Origin of the sequence: Fructilactobacillus sanfranciscensis DSM 20451 (assembly GCF_001436035.1) — a bacterium.
In the GTDB taxonomy this organism is placed as follows: domain Bacteria; phylum Bacillota; class Bacilli; order Lactobacillales; family Lactobacillaceae; genus Fructilactobacillus; species Fructilactobacillus sanfranciscensis.
Map to the genome: position 1 here is coordinate 1 of NZ_AYYM01000065.1, position 338 is coordinate 338.

1 protein-coding gene is annotated in these 338 nt (G+C 35.2%); it reads left to right on the top strand.

Translation table 11 applies throughout. The annotated features are described in order from the left end of the window. Positions 1-338: UDP-galactopyranose mutase (locus FD36_RS06405; RefSeq protein ID WP_275452951.1), on the top strand; the 338-nt coding region annotated here is incomplete at both ends.

The following is a 338-nucleotide window of genomic DNA, read 5'->3' on the forward strand; positions in this document are numbered from 1 at the left end:
CTTTGGGGTGTAGTAACACCTGATGAAGCTAAAGCTAAGATTGAAGAACAAAAAAAGAATGCAGATATTTCAGCAGAACCAACTAACTTGGAAGAACAAGCCATTTCTTTAGTTGGTCCTGATATTTACGAAAAGTTGATTAAAGGATATACCGAAAAGCAATGGGGCCGTAAGGCAACAGATCTTCCTGCTTTCATTATTAGAAGAATTCCAGTTCGTTTTATTTACGACAACAACTATTTCAGTGACCCATACCAAGGTATTCCAATTGGTGGTTACACTCAAATTATTGAAAAAATGTTGGATAGTGATTTGATTGATGTTAAGTTAAACACTGA